General features: G+C 46.7%; 13 protein-coding genes. 3 read left to right on the top strand and 10 right to left on the bottom strand.

Annotated elements, in window-relative coordinates; translation table 11 throughout:
• Positions 1 to 210: 210 nt before the first annotated feature.
• Positions 211 to 600, bottom strand: a complete 390-nt coding sequence (locus tag MHI52_RS13665) for a helix-turn-helix domain-containing protein (RefSeq protein WP_280523071.1) — start codon at positions 598 to 600, stop codon at positions 211 to 213.
• A gap of 177 nt (positions 601 to 777) precedes the next feature.
• On the opposite strand from MHI52_RS13665, the gene MHI52_RS13660 reads away from it, so the two are divergent.
• Positions 778 to 1,338, top strand: coding sequence for an NAD(P)H oxidoreductase (locus tag MHI52_RS13660; RefSeq protein WP_036608534.1), 561 nt, complete (start codon positions 778 to 780; stop codon positions 1,336 to 1,338).
• 169 nt (positions 1,339 to 1,507) lie between these two features.
• Here the strand turns inward: MHI52_RS13660 and MHI52_RS13655 are convergent, their stop codons facing one another.
• Positions 1,508 to 6,709: an S-layer homology domain-containing protein gene (locus MHI52_RS13655; protein WP_405159202.1), complete on the bottom strand. Its 5,202-nt coding sequence runs from the start codon at positions 6,707 to 6,709 to the stop codon at positions 1,508 to 1,510.
• Between the two features lie 475 nt (positions 6,710 to 7,184).
• Entirely contained in the window at positions 7,185 to 8,741 is a 1,557-nt protein-coding gene (locus MHI52_RS13650) for an ABC-F family ATP-binding cassette domain-containing protein (RefSeq protein ID WP_017688769.1), read from the bottom strand.
• A gap of 197 nt (positions 8,742 to 8,938) precedes the next feature.
• Here MHI52_RS13650 and MHI52_RS13645 point away from each other — a divergent pair, with 197 nt between their 5' ends.
• Entirely contained in the window at positions 8,939 to 9,412 is a 474-nt protein-coding gene (locus MHI52_RS13645) for an SET domain-containing protein (protein WP_100528913.1), read from the top strand.
• A gap of 230 nt (positions 9,413 to 9,642) precedes the next feature.
• Here MHI52_RS13645 and MHI52_RS13640 read toward each other — a convergent pair whose 3' ends face one another.
• The 7 genes from MHI52_RS13640 to MHI52_RS13610 all read right to left on the bottom strand — a co-directional run bounded on the left by MHI52_RS13640 (position 9,643) and on the right by MHI52_RS13610 (position 16,421).
• Positions 9,643 to 10,263 (bottom strand): DUF1349 domain-containing protein, encoded by a 621-nt coding sequence (locus MHI52_RS13640; RefSeq protein ID WP_405159201.1) that lies wholly within the window; start codon positions 10,261 to 10,263, stop codon positions 9,643 to 9,645.
• Positions 10,264 to 10,308: 45 nt separating this feature from the next.
• Positions 10,309 to 11,655 (bottom strand): dihydrolipoyl dehydrogenase family protein, encoded by a 1,347-nt coding sequence (locus MHI52_RS13635; protein WP_405159385.1) that lies wholly within the window; start codon positions 11,653 to 11,655, stop codon positions 10,309 to 10,311.
• A gap of 50 nt (positions 11,656 to 11,705) precedes the next feature.
• Complete coding sequence (opuFB, locus tag MHI52_RS13630) at positions 11,706 to 13,220, bottom strand: osmoprotectant update ABC transporter permease/substrate-binding subunit OpuFB (protein ID WP_405159200.1); 1,515 nt, start codon at positions 13,218 to 13,220, stop codon at positions 11,706 to 11,708.
• The gene (locus MHI52_RS13625) at positions 13,213 to 14,187 is read right to left on the bottom strand and encodes an ABC transporter ATP-binding protein (RefSeq protein ID WP_076249515.1); all 975 of its coding nucleotides are present in this window, start codon (positions 14,185 to 14,187) and stop codon (positions 13,213 to 13,215) included. The genes opuFB and MHI52_RS13625 overlap by 8 nt, the downstream gene beginning before the upstream one ends.
• A 220-nt stretch (positions 14,188 to 14,407) precedes the next feature.
• Positions 14,408 to 15,268, bottom strand: coding sequence for an ergot alkaloid biosynthesis protein (locus MHI52_RS13620; RefSeq protein WP_340390335.1), 861 nt, complete (start codon positions 15,266 to 15,268; stop codon positions 14,408 to 14,410).
• Positions 15,261 to 15,704 (bottom strand): nuclear transport factor 2 family protein, encoded by a 444-nt coding sequence (locus MHI52_RS13615; protein WP_340390333.1) that lies wholly within the window; start codon positions 15,702 to 15,704, stop codon positions 15,261 to 15,263. The genes MHI52_RS13620 and MHI52_RS13615 overlap by 8 nt, the downstream gene beginning before the upstream one ends.
• Positions 15,705 to 15,836: 132 nt before the next feature.
• Positions 15,837 to 16,421 (bottom strand): TetR/AcrR family transcriptional regulator, encoded by a 585-nt coding sequence (locus tag MHI52_RS13610; RefSeq protein ID WP_339286625.1) that lies wholly within the window; start codon positions 16,419 to 16,421, stop codon positions 15,837 to 15,839.
• 168 nt (positions 16,422 to 16,589) lie between these two features.
• On the opposite strand from MHI52_RS13610, the gene MHI52_RS13605 reads away from it, so the two are divergent.
• The gene (locus MHI52_RS13605) at positions 16,590 to 16,952 is read left to right on the top strand and encodes an iron-sulfur cluster biosynthesis family protein (protein WP_076214772.1); all 363 of its coding nucleotides are present in this window, start codon (positions 16,590 to 16,592) and stop codon (positions 16,950 to 16,952) included.
• Positions 16,953 to 16,999: the final 47 nt, after the last annotated feature.

The raw sequence follows: 16,999 nt of genomic DNA, 5'->3' as shown, positions 1-16,999 counted from the left end.
ACCTCGCGCATTGCTTCGATTTTAATTCCGACTAAAATCATCACATTAATTTAATTTCTTCTCTCTAAAACCTAACACACCGGGTGTTGAGGGTCAATTTCAATGATTTTATAGCATTTATCAGTTTCGCTGATAAAGGACAAAAAACAACAAAAACCCTCCTTTTTAAATCAAGGAAGGTTTTGTTTTATTTTTAATTTGGCGGCCAGCTCAAGTTGAAGTTGAAAGTGGAATATAGTCACTAAAATGATCTCCTAGCACTCTGCTTTTATCTCCGTATACTCTGTCCAAGTGATTCTCTCCCCATAGACATATGCGGTCAATGATGTCCTGTAGAGTCAAGCCGTACTCTGTCAGCTCATACTCTACCTTGGGCGGAATCTGAGGATGAATGATCCGATGGATGATTTCATTCTTTTCCAGTTCACGCAGCTGCTGGGTTAAGACCTTCTGGGTAATGCCAGGAATGGCTCTGCGAAGTTCGCTTGTTCGTTTTTTACCTGATATCAGCTGATGTAGAATAAGAATCCTCCATTTTCCACCGACCAATTCCAGCATCGCCTGCACACCACTCTCATATTTTTTCATTTCTTGTTCCACTTGTACTCCCCCATAATTCACATATATGTATATCCGTTATTAAAAGTAACCGAAGAACCCCAAAGTATCTACAGCACTCTCAGGTGCGTACTTCTCAAGAAGATGTCATGAAACTTATAATAACATTGGTCAGAATGTTTAACCAAAATAAAAAGAAAAAAGGATGGTTACTCCTACATGAAAGTTAAACTGGTCGTTACTCACCCAAGACAGGATTCCCTAACATTTGCCGTGATGAATCGTTTTATAGAAGGTATGCAGGAGAATTCCCATGAAATCGATATCCTCGATCTATATCATGACGGATTCGATCCCCTATATCGTGTAGAAGATGAGCGAGACTGGCAAAATCCCGATAAACAGCATGCTCCTGTGATTCGCAAAGAGCTGGATCGTGTGCTTGCGGCTGATGCCATTGTATTTGTTTTCCCGATCTGGTGGTACAACGTTCCCTCCATGCTCAAAGCTTATCTGGACAAGGTATGGAACATGGGGCTGCTGAACAAGGCAAACTCCAAAAAGGCACTGTGGATTGCACTAGCTGGAGGAACGGAGGCTTCATTCCATAAATACGACTATTACAACATGATTTCCAATTATCTGAATAACGGGATCGCGGGTTATGCAAGAATGCAGGAATCCCGAGTCGAATTCCTCTATGAAACCATATCAGAATCCAAAGAACATATCGAAGGCTTGTTGGAACAAGCGTATCAAATCGGCAAACATTACAATTAACAATTCGAAGACATTACAGATAACAACTGCAGAACGATAGGAGGTTACTCGTTCGTTGAGTAAATGACTTTTCGCCTATGGCTGGCGTACAATCAAGAAGGCTTACTCCAACCTGGGTTTCAGTTCAGAGTAAGCCTTCTTTTTCACACGCTACGATTCTGGTGTATCATCATTTATTCCATACCAGTTTGCTCATCAACGCATATAACAACGTAGCCGATTCGGCTCGGGTCGCTTCGGCAAGTGGTTTCACCTCACCATTGTACCCGTGGGCGATGCCCAGATCCACAAGTAATGCCACACTGTCCCGGGCATAGGAGCGAATCTCGGAAGCATCGCGGAAACGAGTAAGGTTATCTGTTGCAGCCGTCTCGGAGTCAACCAGTCCAGCCACCGCAAGTGCCCTCACTGTCAACGTCATCATCTCTTGACGAGTGATCGTGGACTCTGGCAAGAAGCGCCCGTCACCGGTACCACTCGTGATACCTAGCGAACGCGAAGCTGCAACTGCTTCGTAGTACGGAGCATTTTCGTTTACATCAGAGAACGCATTCCCGGAAGAAGCATTCAAACCCAGCGCAGTCATCAACCATTGCATGTATTGGCCGCGGGTCATCTCCTGTTTTGGATGTAACTGGGTGGAATCACCGCTTGCCTCAGCATCAATTACACCTCGGACAGCCAAAGCCTCCATTGCTTTCTTGGCCCACTGCACTTCTGCAAGATCTGCGAATGTCTGCTCCACAGGCACAACAGCATAATTTCCTGTGAGTGATGTGACGGAAAATACAAGCTGCCCGCTTTTTTGATCGTAGTAACTTTGCGGCAATGGGGTTGCCACACCGTTCCCGCCAATGGCAAATGCTACAATCCGATCCTGCTGAGCATTTTGTGAGGATTGGAAAGGCAGACAAAGTATTAACTGGCTTTCCGATGGCCATGGTTGACCATCCAGTTGAAGTTCAAGCTGGACTCCATATTGCGTGCCAAGCTGATCTGAGACTGTTTTTGGCAGCTCCGTTCTGACCAATCGGATTGATGCAATCCCATCACCAACGATATCCTTTGTTAACAGTGTCGCAGGAAGCTCCAACGTTCCCAGCTCTGTAACAATGTTGAACACATGTGACTCACCCTGATCTATCAAGGCAGCGGCAGGCAGAGACAATTCATATGCCGTTGCTCCCGAAACCGGCTTCAGCCGAAGTTCGACCAAGCGCTGGCCCGCATCTGTTGAGGGGGCAACTTTAAAAGCATCTTTAATCGTTGAAACATCCACGTTGGACTGCACTACACCCTTCTGATCTGACTGTCCCTGCAACTCCAGAACAGAACGGTCCTTTTCCGGTTTAGGTTGTGGTACCGCATTCTTTGCACTTGGGTTACCACTTCCTGATTGTCCGCCATTGCTGGATGAACTAGAACCATCTCCTGGATTTCCACCGGAATTGCCGCCTGGACTACCGCCCGAACCAGGGTTGCTTCCGGGGGAAGGCACAGATGGCAACACCTTCACCGTCAACGGTGCAGTCAAGGCTTTACTGTCGTCAGAAGTTCGAGTAATTTCCAACTCCAGGGTTACTGTTGTTTCCTTAGATGGTGGGACAATCGTTCCATCAGTTTGAATGACCGACGGTACCGAACTGGAAGCGATCTTCACCGTGAAACCTTGCGGCACGGAAGGGAACTTCAGTTTTTTTGCACCTGCGGAAGGCTGTTCCAATGCTGCAATGCCTGAAGCTACATTGGCAGCGCTCTGCTGAACCGTGTGCACCTGATAAGCGGAAGATTCACCTCGCACCGATTGCCCCGTCGCATCCAAAGCTTCCACTTTGTAATAATATTCTGTGCCGGGGTTCAGTTCACTGTCCGTATACTCCCTTCCATTGCCGTTATAGACCACCTTATACTCTCCTTGCTCACGATCTGAGCGGTAGAGCTTGTAGCTTGCTGCACCAAGATGAGCATCCCAGCGAAGCGTTGCGCTCGTTGAATCTAACGCATCAGCATTAAGGCCAGCACTATCATTTGCAGGTGGCGCCGCGTCAGGTTTAACGATCATAATCCAGCTAATCATCGGGTCCTGCGATGCCGTATTGCGCACGGTCAACTCCAGCTTGTTGTCCGACACGCTGATGTCTTTGTGGGCTCTAACGCTGGCAGGTGTAAAAGAAACTGCACCGGTATTGGTGCCATTGATGATGAAATTCGCTCTGCGCGATGCATTGGTCCACGGATCGTTGAATCCGGCGTATACGTCGTATGTCCCGTTTGGCACATCAAATCTGTAGGTTAAGTCCGTGCCTTTAGGTGAATTGCTGACATTTCCACCGTTCAGATAACGTACGGTCGAGAATATATCCCCGCCATTCGAACCGGATGCCAGTGCATCTGCGCTGACATAACCCCAATTACGTCCCTCAGCCGGAGCGTACATCTGATCGGCCGTTCCCGGGTTGGCAAGCGTTCCTTTCATATAAGCACCCATGAGGCTGTAATCAGCCGTTTCGTAACCTCCGCTGTTCACGAAATATAGTGTATTCTCCGGAATGACGTTTACGTGAACTGCCTGCTTTTTGTTGTTATATTCCGGTGTGGTTACCTGTAATGTGAGCGGTCCTGGCTTAGCAAAATCTTCTGCCGTCATGGCCCGGTTATCAATCGTCCATACTGCTGGCGTTGATACCAGTGCTCCACCCTCGCGCACATTCAATGTTGTTGGCAGGGATGGGACTTTGCCTAGCGCCACGGCTTCTGGCAACGGATCAGCAATATCAACCTTGCCCATCGAATTCAGCAGATCAGGTGTCCAGCTGTTATACCACTTGATCGCGATGTCGGAGCCTATTCCAAACTCAATTGGCAAGAACACGTATTTTGCAGCATCATTCGAGAAATTGCCACCATTCCACGTATCCCCCACGTAAATGAATTTGCCTTTTTCCGGGTCGACCGGAATGACGGAAGTGGTCTGTGTGCCAAATGCTTTGCCTGGATCGGGATCACTCGGCAACGTACGCACGAACGGATTGGTCTGCGTTGACCACGGGCCAAAAATGTTATCCGCAACCGTCACTTTGTTTTCGTTAGGGGCCCAGCCAGAAGCTCCGGAAGTCAAAATATAATATTTCCCCTGATACTTGAACATCGCTGGTGCTTCGCGTTGCCCTCCCGGGAACACACGCACGTAATCGACGCCGTATTCCGCCTGATAGGTGGAATCTCGTACCGGATTGCCTTTGTCATCCGTTCGTCCTTCCTTATGCCACCCTGTTACGTCACTGTAGTCTTCATTCAGTTTGGAGATATAGAGCGTCAGGTTTTCTTCGCTGGAATAGATCAGATAGCCGGTGCCGTCATCATCCTTGAACAACGTCATATCACGTGCCATACCCTTATCGGTTGGGAAGAAATCTTTCTCCCCTTCGGGAGCTCTGTCCATCCGGTAACTCTTCTGATATACAAAAGGTCCTGTTGGAGAGTCACTGATAGCGTAGCCAGCCCGTGCTTTTCCGTAGTTCGCATTATTGTTGTACGGGTCCTTGTCTCCGTCCATATGAGCCCACATCACGTATTTCTTCGTTTTGTCGTTATAGATGACCTTAGGCCGCTCAATGATCCGTCCTTTGCGGATATCTGCCCAGATATCCACGCGGTCCTCACGCCCCGCATACAATTCGGAGATCAACGGGTCATTGTCAAAATCATCCATGGATTGAAGTGTCGTTAGAGCCATGCCTCGGTCCGTCCAGTTCATCAGATCCTTGGATGAATACACACGCACACCAACAGCTGGCCAGCCGCCCTTATGATATTCGCCATACCAGTAATACGTCTCCGTCTGTTCATCATAGAAAAAGCCAGCCCCATGCGCATCAATCGGCTTCCCGTCCAGATCTGGCCACAATTGTCCTGGTGTAATGCTTGTGCGAACTGTGGCAACACCCAGCGGTGCGGATGCTGGAGAAGTTATGCCATCCACGGTCGCCTGAATGATGTAGAAATATCCTGTGCCCATCGTCAGACCGCTATCGTTAAACGTGTTTTCAATGCCACTATAGACCTGTTGATACGTACCCGTAGCACTGGTTGCACGAGACACGGTATACGTTACATCAGATCCAGGCAAGACATTCCACCCCAGAGAGATTGATGTGTCCGTCACAGCTGTGGCAGCGAACTCTGCTGGAGAGTCAATGGAGTATGTCGTGGCTTCTGCAACAGTGAATGCTGACTCACCAGCTGCGTTATAGGCTGTTACGCGATAGCTGTAGCTGGTGCCCGGCTCAAGTGCATTATCCGTGAATGTGAGCCCTTTCCCTTCGTATATCTGCTCGTATTGCTCACTGCCAGATTCGGCCCGAACCACGCGATAACCAGTTGACTTGTCCACGGCGGGCCAAGATAGCTTCACACTCGTGGCATTGAGTGCTTCGGCCTTTAATTCGCCCGGAGCCTGTGGTGCTGCGGCTGTCGTCCGAACTTCCAGCGGAGCAGTCCATAATGATTCGGTTAGGCCTCCGTATTCATAAGCGAGCCTGTAATAATACACCGTATCCCCGCTCAATCCTTCATCCATGTGTTCCAAAGTTCCGGTACTGGTTACCAGAGAATAACCGCCTTCAGGCGTAGAGGAACGGTACAAGCGATAGGCTGATGCTCCCGCGATTTCAGACCATTGCAGTGAAACCGAAGAAGCCGTCTGCTCAGCAATAGAGAGCTGAATATCGTTCCCAGGCGGTTGCTCGGCAATGGTCACGTCATCTGCATGTACCGACTGCCACTTATTCCGAATGCCCACAGTACCTGACCCGTATGTAGGATCGACCAGATCAAATACCAACCGATCGGAGCCGTTTTCCGCGATATACCCGCGAATGGTGGTACCTGATAACACCACTTTGAGCGTGTACCATGTATCTTTGGCAAAAGCATAGTCCACCGTTTTCAAAGTTGTGTCTGATCCGTTCACCCGTTTGGAGAAAACGAGTTTATTATTGGGAACCTGCATTTGAAAATAGTAAAAGTTGCTCTTATCCTGAAACCGCGGCAATATTCCCGGATACCCCTGACCGGCTCCCGTGTAAAAGCGCATGGACACGGTCATGTCCGACATGGAGTCTCCAGTAGAGATGATGCCTTCATTGGTATCGCTCTGGAAAAGCGTAAAGTTGGACGCATCTGTCGGGTCAGCGAACACTTCCCAGTTGCCTGAGCTTACGTTCCACGCGGGTGATTCCGTGAAATTCCCATCCGAAAAATCGTCCTGCAACAACGTGGCGGGTATACTGCTCAGATCGGCATACGCCTTACTCGGTAGCATCAACGGTCCCGAAGACAGCGCAAGTGTTGCTGATAACATAAATATCATGGGTTTCCTGAGTTTATCCAATGTTCATTCTCTCCTTTGGCATGAAAGATGAAAGCATGGTTCATGTATGCGCGGTGTTGTTGTTCAGCCTATCCTCAGCAACCAGTGGTCAGTAACGAGCTTTTGTCCACCTCCTTATTTTAATGGAACCGGTTTCATTGGAGTGCAAAAAAAAGACCCTTCTTCCCTTCTAAGTGCAATGATACCCATACGGAATACCGTGTTTTCTTTGCCCCTATGCAGTGAAACAGGTTTTTAATATATAAATGTAATCGCTTTCCTGAATTATATTATTGCCTTATTCAAGCTGTCAACTGTGAATTGGGCTCAAACATTTTTCGTTAAAACCACGCAAAAAAGGCGCGAGTTCTGCCTGTTTTGCAAGCAAAATTCGCGCCTTTTCTCACGCTTCGAGCTTGTTCGCAAGCTCGCACATGATTCGTAATCAAAAGCGGACTTTTTGAACAACCTCTATTTAGAATACTTTTGTTGTCCACGACTCACAGTTCCACGTCTCCGTAACGACATCACGGTAGAATTCCGGTTCGTGGGAAATCAGAAGAATACTGCCTTTGTAAGCCTTGAGCGCACGTTTCAACTCTTCCTTGGCATCAACGTCCAGATGGTTCGTCGGCTCATCGAGCACAAGCAGGTTGGTTTCATTATTGATCAGCTTACAGAGACGCACTTTAGCTTTCTCGCCACCACTCAGTACAGCTACCTTGCTCTCAATGTGTTTTGTAGTCAAACCACATTTTGCAAGTGCAGCGCGCACCTCGAATTGGGTATAGGAAGGGAACTCCTGCCAGATCTCTTCAATACATGTATTGTAGTTGGCATCCTTCATCTCTTGCTGGAAGTAACCAATCTCCAGATGTTCACCACGTTGAACGGTTCCTTCCAGAGCTTGAATTTCACCCAGAATACTGCGCATCAGCGTTGTTTTACCGATTCCGTTCGCACCAACAAGGGCAATCTTCTGTCCGCGCTCCATACGCAGATCCAGTGGTCTGGACAACGGTTCGTTGTATCCAATTACAAGACCTTTGGTTTCGAAAATGAGCTTGCCGGATGTTCTTGCATCACGGAAGTTGAACTGCGGTTTCGGTTTCTCCTTGGCGATCTCGATGACATCCATCTTGTCGAGTTTCTTCTGTCTGGACATCGCCATATTACGTGTAGCAACACTTGCTTTGTTCCGCGCTACAAAATCCTTGAGGTCAGCAATCTCTTGTTGTTGGCGTTTGTACGCCGACTCCAGCTGCTGTTTTCTCATCTCATGCACTTCCTGGAAGTGATCATAATCGCCCACATAACGAGTTAGATTCTGGTTCTCCATGTGATAGATCAAGTTGATAACACTGTTCAGGAACGGAATATCGTGAGAGATCAGAATAAAAGCATTCTCATATTCCTGCAAATAACGTTTCAGCCATTCGATATGCAATTCATCCAGATAGTTCGTAGGCTCATCCAGGAGCAAAATATCGGGTTTTTCCAGCAGCAGCTTGGCAAGCAGTACTTTGGTACGTTGTCCACCACTCAGGTCATTGACGTCTTTATCCAGACCGATATCCGTCAGGCCCAGACCACGTGCAGTTTCATCCACTTTGGCATCGATCATGTAGAAATCCTGGTTTGTCAGCGTATCCTGAATCGTACCTACGTCTTCAAGCAGTTGTTCAAGCTCCTCCGGGGTAACATCGCCCATTTTGCCATACATATCATTCATTTCCTGTTCCATGTCAAACAAATACTGGAACGCGCCGCGAAGTACGTCACGGATCGATTGGCCTTTATTCAATACAGCATGCTGGTCCAGATAACCAACCCGCATCCGTTTGGACCACTCCACCTTGCCTTCATCCGGCTGAAGTTTTCCTGTGATAATGTTCATGAAGGTGGATTTACCTTCACCATTGGCCCCGATCAGACCAATATGTTCGCCCTTCAACAGGCGGAATGAAACGTCGTTAAAGATAGCACGGTCACCAAAACCGTGACTTAATTTTTCTACATTTAATATGCTCATTCATGACACCTTTTCTATATAGACTTAATTCTTTGTATATTATAAGCGTTATATCCTGCACAACTCAACGCCATATTAAAAATTATTCCACCTTTTTGTCTGAAATTTGCCTTATATGAAAGTATGGGTTAAAATTTTGCCTTAACGAATTACTATTATATAGAACGGAGCTCTTCGAAGAGCATCAGGTGAAGATTATGATTGAAGTGAAACAATCCAAGTTGGGTGATGGTGGTGAGTTTAACCGCGGGGTATTTGCTACCGTTGATATTGCCAAAGGAACGCTTATCCATCAGGCACCCGTTGTGCCTTACCCAAATGAAGATCATGAGCATGTCGAAAAAACGATTTTGGAAGATTACGTGTTCGAATATGGGGCGAATCATACCGCAATTCTGCTCGGTTACGGCAGTCTGATCAACCACTCTTATGAACCTAACGCTACTTACGATATCAATTTTGATAACCACACCTTTGACTTCTACGCGTATACAGACATCAAAGCTGGCGACGAAATCGTAATCAATTACAACGGTGAGGAAGACAGCATGGACCCGTTATGGTTCCTGGACGATTACGAGGAGCGTATGCTGGAGTTCAATAAGTCCAATGATGATGAGGGTGAAAAAGAGACTGAACCCCATTCCCTGGATACGGACACGAGTAAATAAACGTTAAACTCAAGTAAAGTTCGCAAGCACTCTGTTGTATGTGCGAAAAGAACTCACTGTACCCGGTGAATGATGAAATGAGTAACTGGAGACTTTTCACAGTCCAAAGTTTAAACACACAAATAAGCAAGTCCTCCGTTAATGGAAGACTTGCTTATTTGTGTTGTCTTGCTTTCTAAGCCAGATACACCTGTTCATGTTTTATTGTTTATCGTGCATCTTAACTTGTTTTAATCTGTAATCGGCGGATCTGTATGCAAGTCTTGATCGGGTGTCGTGGATCTCCACTTGGTAAAGGCTACCTCAAACCCTGCTCGCTTTGGTGAACACAGAAATGGACCTGCATGTTTGTTCGTTGGATAGGCAAACCGTGCAACCCGAATCGTACGCCAAGGATGCTCATCTGTGCGTGCACGAATGACAACAGCCTCATTACTGTAGGAGGCTCTGATTGTTACGATTCGTCCACCCCACTCTGGCACAGGAGAGAGTGACCAATCGGAATACGTATCCGTCACGACGGCTCCAACATGTGCCACACCATCATTGACCTCAACTCCGGCCTTGATCCATTGGTCTTCTCCGTACCATAACATTAATCCCGCCTGGTCATATAATTCGGTGAATGAGCTTAGATCAAACGATACCTCAATCGCTTCCGTTCCGTCCCATGGAGCAAGCATGGCGTGTCCATCCCGATGACAGAACCCGTAGAATGTGTTCTCCCAAAAGTCACTGCCTTCCCTAGCTTCCACAACGAAACGATCCCCATTCATCCGTGCAGCAACGGGTTCCTTAGTCCACTTGCCTTCATGAAGCCCAATAAAATCCGATGACATCGTTATTTTCATCCTTTCTTCCGTCCCAAAGGGGGGTTCATCCTCACTTCATCACTTCTAAATTAAAGAACCCAGATCCGATGCAGCAGTAGGATATGCAAAATTCATGGTGTTTAACTGATTGATAGTCAGATTGAACTGAATCGCCATTGCAAAAAGGTTAATCAATTCTTCTGTTTTGCTCCCGAGCACATGCGCGCCCAGAATACGCCCGGTTGATTTATCGATCACCACTTTGGCCATGGCAAATTTTTCATGAGTTCGCTTGTAAGTATACCATTTCGACATATCATTTACCTGCACCTCGTAGCCCTCTTTTTTGGCTTGTTCCGTGCTCATACCTACAGCTCCAAGGGCAGGGACAGTAAACACAATGGAAGGCATCACCTTATAATTAGGTTTGTGTTGATTTCCCTCCAACAAATTGAACGATACAGCCCGGGATTCCTGACCTGCTAACGGGGTTAAAGGCAACCCTTTAGTATCCGTTACATCGCCAGCAGCATACACTCTCGGATTACTTTCACTTTGCAAGTACTCGTTCACCGTAATCCCCTTTTTGCTGTAGCTGACGTTGGCTTTCTCCAATTCCAGCCCATCCACATTAGGAACACGCCCGGCTCCATGAACGACAAGTCCGCACTGCCACTGGTGATCTGCACCATTACGTGTGCCATGAACGACATAGGCGTTCCCCTCTTGCCGTATGGACTTCACCTCCGCGTTCAAGTGAACATGAATGCCGATCTCTTTTGATTTTTGCAACAAAGATTCTACAAGCTCCACATCAAACGACTTCAGAGGCTGTTCACTCCGATGCAGGATATGGACTTCCGTCCCGGCTCTGGCCGCAATATGCGCAAACTCAAATGCAATGTATCCGCCGCCTACCAGAACTAAACGATCCGGCAACTGTTCCAGATCCAGAAAGTCATCACTATATATAAGATGCTCCGAGCCCTCAATCTCAAGTGGCGCAGGTCTTGCACCGGTAGCAATCAGAATGTGTTTCCCATGGAGAACTTCTTCACCAACTCGAATATGATTTTCATCGACAAATGAAGCTTTACCATGGAACGTATCCATTCCGGCCTGTTTGAATTGATCTTCACTTGCTCTAGGTATGCTCTCGGTAAAGGTGCGTTTAAAGGCCATAAGTTCAGACCAGTTGATGGTCGCCTGTCCCTGAATTCCTTTCCCTTGCATCCGTTCATTCCAGTCAATCAGCTCAGCCGCTCCAGCCAGCACTTTCTTGGGATCACAGCCGCGCAGTGCACACGTTCCGCCGAACTCACGTTCATCAATTACAGCGATTTTCCAGCCAGCTTCAGCGCAACGGGTGATTACAGAACTTGCCGCGCTTCCTGTGCCAATCGCAATCAAGTCATACGTTTCTTGTGTCATCATGGTTCCTCCTCATCCTTTTGGTACATCTATTGCAGGGATGCCTGAAGTTACAGCAATCCAGCTTGTTTAAGGTATTCTCTTGCCACCTGTTCAGGATTCTCTCCCTCTACGTTCACGTCATAGTTCATTTGACGCATCTCGTCATCCGTAATTTTGCCAGCAAGCTGATTCAGCACCTCAACCAGTTGTGGATATTGATCTGCCGTTTCTTGACGAAGCATCGGCGCACCTTGATACGGTGGGAATAACTCCTGATCATCCTCCAGCACAACGAGTTCATACTGTCTCAACTCACTGTCTGTGGAGTAAGCATCAACGAGATTGATATCTCCGCGCTGAAGAGCACCATAGCGAAGCTTGGGTTCCATTGTTGCAACGTTCGGGAATTCAATCCCATACTTTTTCTGTATGCCAAGGTATCCGTCTTCCCGATCCGAGAATTCCAGCGTGAATCCTGCCTTTATCTGCTGTTCCACCGGTTTGAGATCCGAAATGGTCTTGAGATTGTATTGATCTGCGATGTTCTTTGGAACGGCCAACGTATACGTATTGTTGTAATCCATAGGGTTCAGCAGCACCATGTTGAACTGGCTCAGCATTCCATCTCTTGCTTGTTCGTAGACCTCTGTTCGATCCGTACTCACAGCCGTTTCCTTCATAAATTCGGAGATCGCTGTCCCCGTGAATTCGGGATAGATGTCAATATCACCCGACTTGAGTGCATTGAAAAGGAATGGTGTTTTGCCTAATCCGGGTTTTAGTTCAACGGTCAGGTCTGTATCTTTTTCGATTAACAATTTGTACATATTAATGAGAATTTCGGGTTCCGCCCCCAATTTCCCGGAAATGACGAGATCCTTCTGTCCACCACGTGCCACGAAGGGAATGGTAATCACAAGTATCGCGATTATTGCCAGCGAACCAAGGGTAACCAATGTTTTCTTAAAGGATAACCGCTGGAACTGACGTAATAGTACATCAAACAAAATCGCCAGCAATGCGGCCGGAATGGCTCCAAGGATGATCAATGCCGTATCGTTCCGATCAATGCCCAGCAAGATTAATGCACCCAAACCTCCTGCGCCAATCAAGGCGGCAAGTGTCGCCGTTCCTACAATAAGCACCATCGCAGTCCGAATTCCGGCCATAATAACAGGCATCGCCAGTGGCAGTTCCACTTTGATTAGACGTTGCCAACTATTCATGCCCATCGCATTCGCTGCTTCCACCATGGAAGGATCAACTTCGGATATGCCTGTGTACGTGTTGCGGAGTACGGGAAGCAGTGCATACACCACCAGTGCAATGATTGCAGGAAGTGTGCCTATGCCGAATAACGGAATGAGCAATCCGAGAAGCGCCAAGGACGGTATCGTCTGCAACACAGCTGTAACCCCGATAATTGGTTCAGCTACTTTTGGTTTGCGTGTAAGGTATATACCTAGCGGAATAGCGATGACGACAGCAAAGAACAATGCGATAAATGAGATCTGAATATGTTCCAGCAGAGCAGACAACAACTGACCTTTGCGCTCACTGAACACCTCCGTGAACCTACTCATGTCCTTCACCTCGTTCCTGTAACTGACCAGACCAGTATTTCATCAGATCAACTCGACTGATCTCGCCAATAATCTGGCGGTTACGTTCAACCAGCAGATGGTCATGGGAAGCCATGATATCAACTAATTCCGTTAACGTAATGGATACAGGAACGGCAGTTTTGGCTGATTTCGGCACATGACCCGGTGAGAGTGGTGACATGATGGATTCGAGATCAAAATCAGATTGTGAACTCGTATCGGTGTTAGGACTTCCAACAAATTCACGTACGAAGTCATTAGCTGGCTGTCGGATCAGTTCTTCCGGGGTGCCTACCTGCAAAACCTGTCCATCCTTCATAATGCAGATGCGATCCCCCAGCTTCATCGCTTCCTGAATATCATGGGTGACAAACACAATTGTTTTTTTCATCTGACGCTGGATATCCAGAATATCGTCCTGTAATTTCTCCCGACTCATTGGATCGAGTGCACTGAACGGTTCATCCATCAAAACTATCTCGGGATCGGCAGCGAGTGCACGCAACACACCAATTCTCTGCTGTTGTCCTCCGGATAACTCGGACGGTTTACGCTCACTGTATGTATCTCCGTGCAAACCAACCATGTCCAGTAACGTATGTACACGCTCCTTGATTTGATCTGACTTCCACTTTCGCAGTTCAGGAACAACTGCGATATTTTCGGCAATGGTCATATGCGGGAATAGTGCAATCTGTTGCAGTACATATCCGATATTCCAGCGCAACTCGTGAATGTTGTATTCATCGATTGGGCGTTCATTAATGCGCACTGTTCCATCTGTTCGTTCAATCAGGCGATTGATCATTTTGAGCATGGTGGTTTTGCCACATCCACTCGGACCAATCATGACGAACAATTCTCCCTTGTTAATGTTGAGGTTAACCTGACGCAAAGCCGTTGTTCCATCAGGATATTGTTTCGATACATTTTCGAACTGAATCATTCGCTCTCTTCGCCCCTTTATCTAGGGCGTGTTTCAGACACGCCCTAACATTCATCTTCATCTATTTCCCCAAAAGTGTGTTCGTATAATCACTGCTTTCCTTAGTGTCCCTTGTTAGGGAGAGATCCATATTCGAATCAACGATGTCAACATGCTTGTAGACATGCAAAAAGACGGGCACTAGGCACCGTCTTCTCATAATATGAAAATGTTTCTTCCATTATTTCCATACTTCCATATGATTCTGAATAAATTGCTCGAATGAAATCGGGTTATTCCCCGTTAATTTTTTCACCGTATCCGTCGTTTGATCTTCTCTCCCCTCCTCCCGGATAGGCACATCCAGTCCTGCGAGGGCAGCAGCGTATTCTTCTGACATTCCTGCGCGAATCATGCTGTTCCTCAATTCATCATCGGACAAAGATTCATGTTGAATGGACTGACCCAGTACATGGCTCAAGACGTCTGCAACCTGTCCATAGGACAACGTCTCCGGCCCTGTAATGATATGCTCCGTATTATGAGGAACAACATCTGTCAGAGCATGGAACGCAACTGCCGCGATATCATCTGCACTAACAAATCCAATTTTCCCTTCACCCGTAGCACTGTATATTTTCCCGAGTTGTTTCGTCGTCTCCCGATGCGGTCCCTCCGTAAAGTTCTCCATAAAATAGGAAGGCTGCAATACAGCCCACTCAGGAGCATGGGCTTTTATATACTGATGTACTTTGCCAAAAATAGGACCATTTCCATCAATTGAAGCACTGCCAAGCAAGACAAATCGCTTAATGCCGCTCCATAATGCTTCCTTGATGAATGGATTCATGACGTCTTCTGGGCTCATATCCATTGCTGGCACAACAAGGTACACCTGATTCACATTTTTCAGCGCCGGCGCATATGTCTCGGAATCATACCAATCAAAATAGACATAATTATCGGCAGAACCAGAAAGAGATGGTTTAGTTCTTCCTGCCAAACGCACCGGATAATGATGCTTTTGAAGTATGGCCCCAACACGGCTTCCTGTCTTTCCATTAGCTCCGGTAATAAGTGTCAACGGTTTATCATTAATCATGCTTGTTTCCTCCTAAGTCCGATTCGAGTACGACCATCGGATTCCAATAGTCTTTATAATGTGTAATTTTTCCATTAGAGTGGCTCACTACAGAGATGTACGTTTGGTTGTATGGCTTGCCTGTAACTAATGAACGCCCTTTACAAGTAAATTCAGCCACAAACTGTTGTTTCGTGGAATCAGCCAAGATCACCGGTTCAGAAAACTGCTGAATTTCAATCATCCCCAGTAAATTATGAAGATGATTCGTAATTGCGGCTTTGCCTTCCAGTTTCTGAGGATATCCTGCTGGTGCATATGGGAATTCGAAAATAGCGTCAGATGTATATAGCTCCAACCATTGTTCTAGTTTTCCCTCCAGTAGCAATTGAGTAAATCCATGCATGATCCGATACGGTATACTATTGCCCGCTTCCAACTGCTGAGATTGTGTCATCCTTATTTCCTCCTTCAGTTTGTTTCGTGTTCTTTTTCCAGACCAATCGGTCTATAATAGTCAAAAAATAAACGCCTTAAGCGTCCATTTTCAAGAAAACGTAAAGAATTCTTACTCGAATCATGTAAAACGCTAATCCAAAGCCCTTAGGGTCATCTGTACAAAATCTCGTAGCGCTTCTGCGCTTGCACCGCTCTTCGCTGTAAAGGTCAATGAGAGTCGGGAATAATTTAGAAAACGGGCAAGCCCGGGCAATTCTTCCTCAGCGTGCCTCAATTCGCCACTCCTCTGGCCTCGTAACAGCGCAGTATGGAAAACATCTTCCATTTGTTGGTTAGTGGTTTGAATAAAGACCGCGATTTCGTGATTTTGTGGTGCCTGTTCAACCGCGCTATTAATGATGAAACATTCATTACGACGTTCGTTGTCTGTCAACACGTTAACCGCTTCGTTGAACAACTCGGTCACGCCTTGCCTCACACTTGTGCATCCGTTTAATAGTCTGATCCCCGCCTCTGTCTTCTGCTGAATATAGAATTTAAGAGCAGAGACAAATAAATCATGTTTAGTTCCGTAGGTGTCATACAGGCTTTGCCGCGCAATGCCAAGTTCACTCAGCAGTAAGCTCAAAGATGTACCTTCATAACCGTACGCTCCAAATACAGACGTTGCTTTTCTTAGAACGCTCTCCGTGTCGAACTCCTTGGCTCTTCCCAATTTAAGACCTCACCTCCCTATTCATTAACTAAAGAATACCTTTTCCAGACTGATCAGTCAAGAAAATAAATGCTTTGATTTTTGCCAAAGTGGTATAATGGGAATAGAAGCTGAATGAATTCTTTTACCATTTACCAACCATGACCACATATAAAGGAGTGTACCTATATGTATATTCAAATTACAGATTTGGCTGCAAAACGATTGACGGAAAGCTTGAATGACCAACCCGGATATTTCAAAGTGATCTATGACTTGGAAGGTTGCGGATGTAACGGAGTTATCGCTATTATCATTGTTGATGAACTTGCGGCTCTCGACGCGCAGATTGAAACCAATCTGGTTCCGTTCTATGTTGATCCGAAGCAGCAGCTGAACCTAGAACAACACATGAAGCTGGATACGGAAGAAAATTATCCTTCTTTTAAACTAAGCAGTGATTCTGGTGTGCTCAGCGCCAACGTTCGCGTTCGTGACACCCGTGCAGTAACTGCAGGAAGCTCCGGTGGATCCGACGCCTGCATGCTGTAACACAGTCTCCAGCATGGATTAACAACACTCTCTTTACAACAAAAAGC

This window comes from Paenibacillus sp. FSL H8-0283 (genome assembly GCF_045040675.1).
Lineage (GTDB): Bacteria > Bacillota > Bacilli > Paenibacillales > Paenibacillaceae > Paenibacillus > Paenibacillus amylolyticus.
Note: the sequence above shows the minus strand (reverse complement) of the source record. Positions and strands in the feature narration are given on the sequence as shown.